Source organism: Streptomyces alkaliphilus (assembly GCF_014141535.1).
GTDB classification, from domain to species: domain Bacteria; phylum Actinomycetota; class Actinomycetes; order Streptomycetales; family Streptomycetaceae; genus Streptomyces; species Streptomyces alkaliphilus.
On the sequence record NZ_VKHT01000473.1, the window covers coordinates 1 to 3934 of the forward strand.

At 73.1% G+C, this 3934-nt stretch carries 3 protein-coding genes; all 3 read left to right on the forward strand.

What is annotated here, in order from left to right:
* A partial coding sequence (locus FNQ90_RS15165) for a hypothetical protein (RefSeq protein WP_228471224.1) occupies positions 1-1394 on the forward strand: 1394 nt, incomplete at its 5' end.
* A gap of 181 nt (positions 1395-1575) precedes the next feature.
* The gene (locus tag FNQ90_RS15170) at positions 1576-3174 is read left to right on the forward strand and encodes an ABC-F family ATP-binding cassette domain-containing protein (RefSeq protein ID WP_182606871.1); all 1599 of its coding nucleotides are present in this window, start codon (positions 1576-1578) and stop codon (positions 3172-3174) included.
* 452 nt (positions 3175-3626) lie between these two features.
* A complete protein-coding gene (locus FNQ90_RS15175; protein WP_323379980.1) occupies positions 3627-3851 on the forward strand; it encodes a helix-turn-helix domain-containing protein in 225 nt (74 codons plus the stop codon).
* The last annotated feature ends 83 nt before the right edge of the window (positions 3852-3934 follow it).

Below are 3934 nucleotides of genomic sequence, written 5' to 3' on the forward strand. Positions count from 1 at the left end.
AGTTCCTCCCGCGCGGCACCCCGCCGCGGGAGGAACTCGCCCGTCGGGTGCGAACCTTCCTCGACCCCGCCGTGCGCCTCGCCCGCTGGGCGGAGAGGCACGGGCTGGACCCGGCCGCGGAACCCGATCGCGCGGCGGAGGAACTGGGGATGAGCCGGGCCGGCGTCCGCGACCACTGGAGTCGGGCCCGGCTGGCCGGTCTCATCGAGCCGGCCGAGCCCGGCGACGCCCTGCCCCCCGGTTCCAACGGCCCGCACCCCGTCCTCGCCGGCGCCGTCCGGGGCGGGTGGCGGTTGCGCGCCTGGGACAGCGACGACTCGGCCGTTCTGCGCGGCTGGGTGGCGCTCTTCGACGGTTGGTCGTTGGTGCGTCCGGCACCCGACGACGCCGATCCGATCGCCGTCACCGAGGTGGTCGGGGCGGTGCCCCAGCTGCTGTCGGTGATGCACCTGTCCGACGGCCCGGTCACCGCCGAGGGCCTGTGCGACCTGCTCCTGCAACGCGTCGCCGAGCTGCGCGCCGAGCGCCCCGACGCCGACGGGGACCCCCGGCCGGTGCCGGAGGAGGAGATCGGTGAACTGACCCGCTTGTTGGGCTGGGCGCTGGACGCGCTCTCCGCCGTCGGGGCGCTGACCCTGCACGCCGGCGGCGACCTGCCGGTCCGCGCCCGACTCACCCCGCTGGGCGGATGGGCGGTGTGGACCCGGTTGGAACAGATCTGCCTGGCCGCGCAGAGCCCGGCCGGTCACATCGAGCAGTCCGCCGTGGCCATGCTGCGCGCCTGCGCCGACCTCACCCCCGGCCCCGCCCGCGACGAGTACCGGGCCTGGCTGGCCGCCCGCACCACCGGTCCGGCCGTGGCCGAACTCCTGGAGGCGGCCCGGGGCGAGGACGCCCTCATCCGGGGCCACGCCTTCGAGGCCCTGCGGGTGGTCGGGGCCCCCGCCAGGACCGCGGTGCGGGCCGCGGTCACCGAGCCGGTGTTGCGTCCCTACGCGCTGCTGTGGCTGGCCGAGCAGGAGGACGGCGGCTCGGCCGACGCCGCCGCCGAGCCGCTGATCGTGCTCACCCGCCGCGAGGCGACCTGGCTGTGGGTGGACACCGCCTCGGCGGTCCACGACCACAGCCCGGGACGGCTGCTGATCGATCATCTCGAGCACGCCCCCACCACGGCGATCCCCGAGCTGCTGGAGGACATCCGGGGCTGCGGCCACCCCAGGACCGTCCAGGTGCTGCTGGCCCTGGCCGCCGCCCACCCCGAGCCGTTGGTCGCCCGACGCATCCGCCGGGCCGCCTTCCAGCTGCACACCGGGGGGACGTCCGCGATCCCCGCCCGACGGAGCGAGCGGGAGACCCCCCGGACGACGTCCGGTCGGGAGCCCCGGGGCGAGTGAGACGCGCGGCGGGCACGCCCGCGCGTGCCCGACCCCGCCCGCCGACCACGGGCCCGTGACCGGGCCCCCGAAAACCGTTTGTCGGCCGCCGTAGACTGGTCGCCGCGGACCGTCCGCACCGGTCCCGGGCCCCGGCGGCCCGTCGCCCCCGATCGCATGACGCAGTCCGGAGAGTTCGTCCATGATCACCGCCCAGTCCGTCGAACTGCGGGCCGGCGCCCGCGTCCTCCTGGAGTCGGCGACCTTCCGCATCGCCCGCGGTGACCGGATCGGCCTGGTCGGTCGCAACGGCGCCGGCAAGACGACGCTCACCAAGTGTCTGGCCGGGGAGGGCCTTCCGGCCGCCGGCACCATCACCCGCGGTGGCGAGGTCGGTTACCTGCCCCAGGACCCGCGCACCGGGGATCTCGAGATCCTCGCCCGTGACCGGGTGCTCTCCGCGCGCGGTCTGGACACCGTGCTCCGCAGGATGCGCGAGAGCGAGGACCGGATGGCCAACGGCACCGGTACCGAGCGGGAACGCGCGATGCGCCGGTACGAGCGGCTGGAGACCGAGTTCCTCACCCTGGGTGGTTACGCCGCCGAGGCCGAGGCCGCCACCATCGCCGCCAGCCTCGGCCTGCCGGACCGCGTTCTGGGGCAGTCGTTGAACACGCTCTCCGGCGGTCAGCGCCGACGGGTGGAGTTGGCCCGCATCCTGTTCTCCGACGCCGACACCCTCCTGCTGGACGAGCCGACCAACCACCTGGACGCCGATTCGATCGTCTGGTTGCGCGACTTCCTGAAGACCTACCGCGGCGGTCTGGTCGTCATCTCCCACGACGTGGACCTGATCGAGACGGTGGTGAACAAGGTCTTCCACCTGGACGCCACCCGTTCCTGTATCGACGTCTACAACATGGGGTGGAAGCAGTACCTCGCCCAACGGGAGGCCGACGAGAAGCGTCGCCGCCGTGAGCGCGCCAACGCCGAGAAGAAGGCGGCGGCCCTCAACGCCCAGGCCGACAAGATGCGGGCCAAGGCCACCAAGGCGGTGGCCGCGCAGAACATGGCCAAGCGTGCCGAGCGACTGCTCGCCGGCCTGGACGACGAGCGGCGCGCGGACAAGGTCGCCAAGTTGCGCTTCCCCGACCCCTCGCCCTGCGGTCGCACCCCACTGATGGCGGAGGAACTCTCCAAGTCCTACGGCTCGCTGGAGATCTTCACCGACGTGGGGCTGGCCATCGACAGGGGCTCGCGGGTGGTCATCCTCGGCCTGAACGGCGCCGGCAAGACGACGTTGTTGCGTCTTCTGGCCGGGGTCGAGGAACCGGACACCGGTCGGGTGGTGCCCGGCCACGGCCTCAAGCTCGGTTACTACGCCCAGGAACACGAGACACTGGATCCCGGGCGCACGGTGCTCGAGAACATGCGCTCCGCCGCGCCCGACACCGACCTGGTGGAGCTGCGGAAGATCCTGGGCTCCTTCCTGTTCTCCGGCGACGACGTGGACAAGCCCGCCGGAGTGCTGTCCGGCGGCGAGAAGACCCGATTGGCCCTGGCCACCCTGGTGGTCTCCTCCGCCAACGTGCTGCTGCTGGACGAGCCGACCAACAACCTCGACCCGGCCAGCCGCGAGGAGATCCTGGGGGCCCTGCGGACCTTCACCGGCGCCGTGGTGCTCGTGACCCACGACGAGGGCGCGGTCGAGGCGTTGCAGCCGGAGCGGATCATCCTGCTGCCGGACGGCATCGAGGACCTGTGGAACCAGGAGTACGCGGACCTGGTGGCCCTCGCCTGAGCCGCTCGCCCCGGGGTGTCGGGCAGCGGGGGTTCGGTTTTTCGGGGGCGCCGGGCCGGGGTCGCCGCGCGCGAGAGCCGGGTACATCCCGGGTGACCCATTCGGCGGACACCGTCTCCGTCATCCGCATGAGACGCGTCTCGTATCGTCCCGTGCCGGACGCTCCCGTCCGTGTCCGGCCGGCCGCTCTTCCCCGGACCCGCCCGGAACGCGGGGTCGCGGGCGGGCCCTCCGATCCCCGGGCGCTCCTGATCTGCGGCTTCTCCGACGAGGGGCCATCGGGGAAGCCGTCCCCGGGCGCTCTTTCCCCGCTGTCGTCCCGGAGCGACGGTTTCCCCCGCTCCTCCTCCTCCGACCCCTTCCCGGGATGGACCGTGCCGAATGGGTGGCCAGGAAACGGGATAGGGGTGATCATGAGAGTTCCAGAGCGCACTTCCGTCGAGGAGGCACGGGTGGCCGAAACGCTGAAGAAGGGGAGCCGGGTAACCGGCACCGCGCGCGAACAGCTCGCGGCGGATCTCAAGCGCAAGTACGAGTCGGGGGCGAGCATCCGGGCGCTGGCCGAGGAAACCGGTCGCAGCTACGGGTTCGTGCACCGCATGCTCAGCGAGGCGGAGGTGACCCTCCGCGGCCGTGGCGGGGCCACCCGGGGCAAGCGGGCTCCCGCCGATTCCTGATCACCGGGACCGACGGGCGTCCCGCACCGTCCGTACGGCCCCCCGCCCCTGTCTCTTATACACCTCCTACGCTGGCGACGAGT

Coding starts and splice junctions, on each gene's coding strand:
- FNQ90_RS15170 (WP_182606871.1), top strand. CDS start 1,576: ATGATCACCGCCCAGTCCGTCGAACTGCGGGCCGGCGCCCGCGTCCTC.